General features: G+C 45.8%; 4 protein-coding genes. 1 reads left to right on the top strand and 3 read right to left on the bottom strand.

Annotated features, from left to right (window positions below):
* Together IQ257_RS28985 and IQ257_RS28980 are read right to left on the bottom strand one after the other, a co-directional pair.
* On the bottom strand, positions 1-1270 hold a 1270-nt coding region (locus IQ257_RS28985), incomplete at its 3' end, for a CHASE2 domain-containing protein (protein ID WP_193933464.1).
* The gene (locus IQ257_RS28980; RefSeq protein ID WP_193882389.1) at positions 1254-1937 is read right to left on the bottom strand and encodes a DUF928 domain-containing protein; all 684 of its coding nucleotides are present in this window, start codon (positions 1935-1937) and stop codon (positions 1254-1256) included. The genes IQ257_RS28985 and IQ257_RS28980, both read right to left, overlap by 17 nt.
* A gap of 175 nt (positions 1938-2112) precedes the next feature.
* Between IQ257_RS28980 and IQ257_RS28975 the strand changes: the two genes are divergently transcribed.
* Positions 2113-2742, top strand: coding sequence for a Uma2 family endonuclease (locus tag IQ257_RS28975; RefSeq protein WP_193882391.1), 630 nt, complete (start codon positions 2113-2115; stop codon positions 2740-2742).
* A gap of 7 nt (positions 2743-2749) precedes the next feature.
* On the opposite strand, the gene IQ257_RS28970 is transcribed toward IQ257_RS28975, so the two are convergent.
* Positions 2750-3019, bottom strand: coding sequence for a hypothetical protein (locus IQ257_RS28970; RefSeq protein ID WP_193882393.1), 270 nt, complete (start codon positions 3017-3019; stop codon positions 2750-2752).
* Between the last annotated feature and the right edge of the window lie 747 nt (positions 3020-3766).

Genomic DNA, 3766 nt, shown 5'->3' with positions numbered 1-3766 from the left:
GCCCTATCCCCAGCAAAGCTGCACCTGACGGTATCCAGACATTCCCTAAAAACGCCGTATACGTCACCCCCGCCAAGACTCCACTCAGGCAAACCCCTCCTATCAGTGCCATGAATAATATAAACCCCGGATAACGCCCCCGGTGTCGCCAAAATCCTATCCACAAAAACTCTAAACTTACCCACAGCAAAACCCAGAGATACTCCAACGGTTCCGCAACAACCCTAATTCCCCCATCTTCCCCCAGCGCTGCGCCAATAATCTGACTTGTCAGCAGCGCCTGAATCTCCACACCAAACATCGGCTTGGGTGTTGTTCCTTGATATTTACTAAACGGCGTATAAAAACTATCCTGCAAAGACGGCGCATACGCCCCAATCAAAACCACCTTTCCCCGAAACCGTTCGGGAGAAACCTTCCCAGTTAACACCTCCATCACCGAAACCTGGTCAAATCCCCCTTCCGGAAACTGCCGCCAATCGATTAAAATCTGATAACCCCGATCATCAGCATTAACATACCCCCCATCATTCTCTTCAAAGGGAGGAAAAACAGCATCCCCCAAACCCAACCATCCTTGTTGTCGGGTTTCTGGTTCTATTCCCAATGTCGATAAATACCGATACGCCAGCTTCAGTGCCAAACTAGGAATCTCAGATTCTGGGGAACCATCTGCAATCGGGTAAAGATTCCCTCGCCGCACTACCCCATCCGGGTCTACGATTGTACTAATATCGGCAACTTGCTGCTTTTGTGCCAGGATATCCGGTGGTGCAATGCGCGTAAAAAAGTCATCTCCGGGTACGCCTGTAAACTTGCCCACTCCAATCAAGTTATCAGAGGTGCGAAAAATATCCTCCAGGGCTTTTGGTCCAACAAGGGCGGGTTTAGTCACGTTATCGGATTTATCAATAACATTATCAGTCAAACCCGCCCCTACCAACCGGCTTCCCTCATCTTCCCCATAACTCACTGGCACATCTCGGAATAAATCCAACCCTACCACTACGGGATTCGCTGCCAGAATCTGATTGAGCAACTGTGCCAAAATGCGATCGCTGATTGGATAATGGTCTAACTGCCTAATATCCGACTCCGTAACTCCAACAATCACAATCCGCTCATCATTCTGAGATTGCGGATGCCATTGAAACATCCTATCCAGCAGTATCAACTCCCCAGGTTCCAGCCATCCGAAAACCTGCACTCCAGATACCAACAGCCAAACCGGGAGAACAACCTTCAATCCCCAATTACTCATGCGGAACATCCGCTAAATCCCCGAGTTGGTGTACGCCAATATCCGCCAGCAGTCGCCAAAACGAGTCAGAACCGTTTCCCGCTGCTAACGCATCATGCCATAATCCCTGCTGTGCCAATATCCGAACCCGCTCTTCGTTTGATTTTGCCCCTAACAACGCCTTCTCTAATTCTGAGGAGAGTTCCACCCGTCGCAACGAAGCACGAGCATAAATCTGTTCGACTGAACGACACCGAGCCACTACCGTCCACACATATTCTTTACCCACTTCCAAGGGGGGTGCTGTTTCTGGAATTTCTACCCGCACTATCTTGGGTGTATTAATCATCATCTCACGTTCGTAAAGCGGCTCACTCGTTCCGGGTGCCGATAGAGTAAAACTCACTCGCGGAAATTCGCTGTAAAAAAAGAAGGTGGGATGAGCGGCAATGGTATTCGGTGTATGATCTTCTGGGATGAGGAGGCGCAATGCCTGAGTCAGACAGTCCCCCCGCGAACCTTGAGCATCGGCTTGTTGTTGTCTCCCTCTATCGGCAGGGGGTTGATAGTCTTGGGCAAATGCTGGTGTTAGGGTGAGTAGCCCGATTAAGAGGGTGGGGGAGAGGTTGGCTGGTTTGAACATTGAGTCGAGATGAGCCGTTAAACTAATTTTATCGGCTAGTTTGAAGTTAACCAAGTTTCAGCGTTAGATTAGCCGCATCTAGTTTTTAAGAGTTGCCCAAAAATGCAGCCAACCAAGAAACCTTCAGTTAATTGGCAGGAATTTTTTGAGACTTTAGGAGCTATCTACTGGCATATCGACTACTACAATTTCTCCAATTAACGGGTTTTGATGACTCAGATTATGCACTATGACTCAAGCCCAAGTTGAACCCAAACTCTACAGCTTTGATGAATTTATGAGCTGGTATCCTGAAAACTCAGCAGTCCGGTACGAACTGCATGATGGAGTCATTATCGAAATGCCCAAGCCAAAGGGAAAACATTCAAATCTAACAGGTTCCCTGATCGAGCAACTATTGATCATGATCAGGCAGATGGGCAAAGGCGGCATTTGGATTATTCCTAGAGAATCGATTGTCAAACCTAAACGCGAAAAATCAGGTTATGAGCCGGACATCATCGTTTTGAACAAAGAAGTTCTTGGGGCGGAACCCCGTTGGGAAAGCGAATCGATTATCCAAAATCCTGATTCGGTCAAATTAATTGTCGAGGTTGTTTCAACCAATTGGCGTGACGATTACTACAATAAACTGCGAGATTATGAAGAAATGGGTATCGAGGAATATTGGATTATTGATTATGCCGCATTGGGGGCGAGAAAGTTTATTGGCAACCCCAAGCAACCGACAATTTTTGTTTGTAATTGGGTTGACGGAGAATATCAGATGACTCCATTTACGGGAAACACTCCTATTGTTTCCCCAACCTTTCCCCAGTTCAACTTATCCGCACAGCAGATTTTCGATCTGGCTTTGTAGAAAAGCTTTAACCAGACGCTAATAGCGCCGTGACCTGTTTTGAATTGGAGCGAAGCGACTTGACAGCTTCCTCTGACATAAAGCGTCGAAAGTCCAAGATTTCAAGATGTGGCGTAATCATAGCTCGTTCAGATTGAGTGCCAACTCGATCCGTAATCTTGCGGTGATCATCAAGCAACCCCTTCACCGGATTGAGGATGAAGTCGGTGTTGTTTGAGTAAAGGATGCCGTTACTTAGAAATGAGAACCCAAAATCAACAAACGGGTACTCATTCATAATAAATGATTTTACATTTATTTGTAATGCGAAAGCATTCCTTATGAATGGGAAGCCAAATTCAACAAATGGGACTCCATTCATAGTAAATGCTTTAACGTTTATTTGTAATGCGAAAGCATTCCTTATGAATGGGAACTCAAATTCAATAAACGGAAACCCGTTTCTTTATATCGAGTTCTTTTTCCTAACGAATGGGTACTCATTTGTGATTGTCGAGTTCTCTTTCCTTTGCAAGACGAACCCCTTAGCGATGAATGGCAACCCCAATTCAATGGAGGGGATAACCCAATCAAGCATTTGAATAGTACCGCCCAGATTGAGGGCAGCATAAGGGGCGTTGAGGGTTTCGATCTTGAAAATAGTGGTCGTCTACCCAACCCCAGCCTCTTGCTCTCCATTTTTAGTTTCTAATTTTGAATTTTGAATGGCTTCCTGCCAAATTTTGTAGTTGTAGAACTTGCGGCGATTTTGGATGGCAGCAATTATGCTAGTAGTAATGTAGTTATAGCCTGTTCGACAGTGCCTTTTTTGCTTCTTCTCAAGAAGCTGGTTGTCTCCCGGAATAGTTCGTCTTTCAGTGTAAACTCGTGTTAGGTCTTGCTTCCTTCCAGGATCACTATATATGAAAAAGTCTTATGTTTTTGCAATAGGTCTAGGCCAGGGTAAGCTCATCTAATTTGGTATAAATTGTACTTGACAAGGAGAGTCGAGGTGGATGGGTGAGGTAACCAGTTATCCTAATCT

The sequence above is a fragment of the Coleofasciculus sp. LEGE 07092 genome (assembly GCF_015207375.1).
Taxonomy (GTDB): domain Bacteria; phylum Cyanobacteriota; class Cyanobacteriia; order Cyanobacteriales; family Coleofasciculaceae; genus LEGE-07092.
Note: the sequence above shows the minus strand (reverse complement) of the source record. Positions and strands in the feature narration are given on the sequence as shown.

Excerpts from the sequence above, each read along its gene's own strand:
- IQ257_RS28975 (WP_193882391.1), top strand. The coding sequence starts at position 2,113 with ATGACTCAAGCCCAAGTTGAACCCAAACTCTACAGCTTTGATGAATTT.
- IQ257_RS28970 (WP_193882393.1), bottom strand. The coding sequence starts at position 3,019 with ATGAATGAGTACCCGTTTGTTGATTTTGGGTTCTCATTTCTAAGTAAC.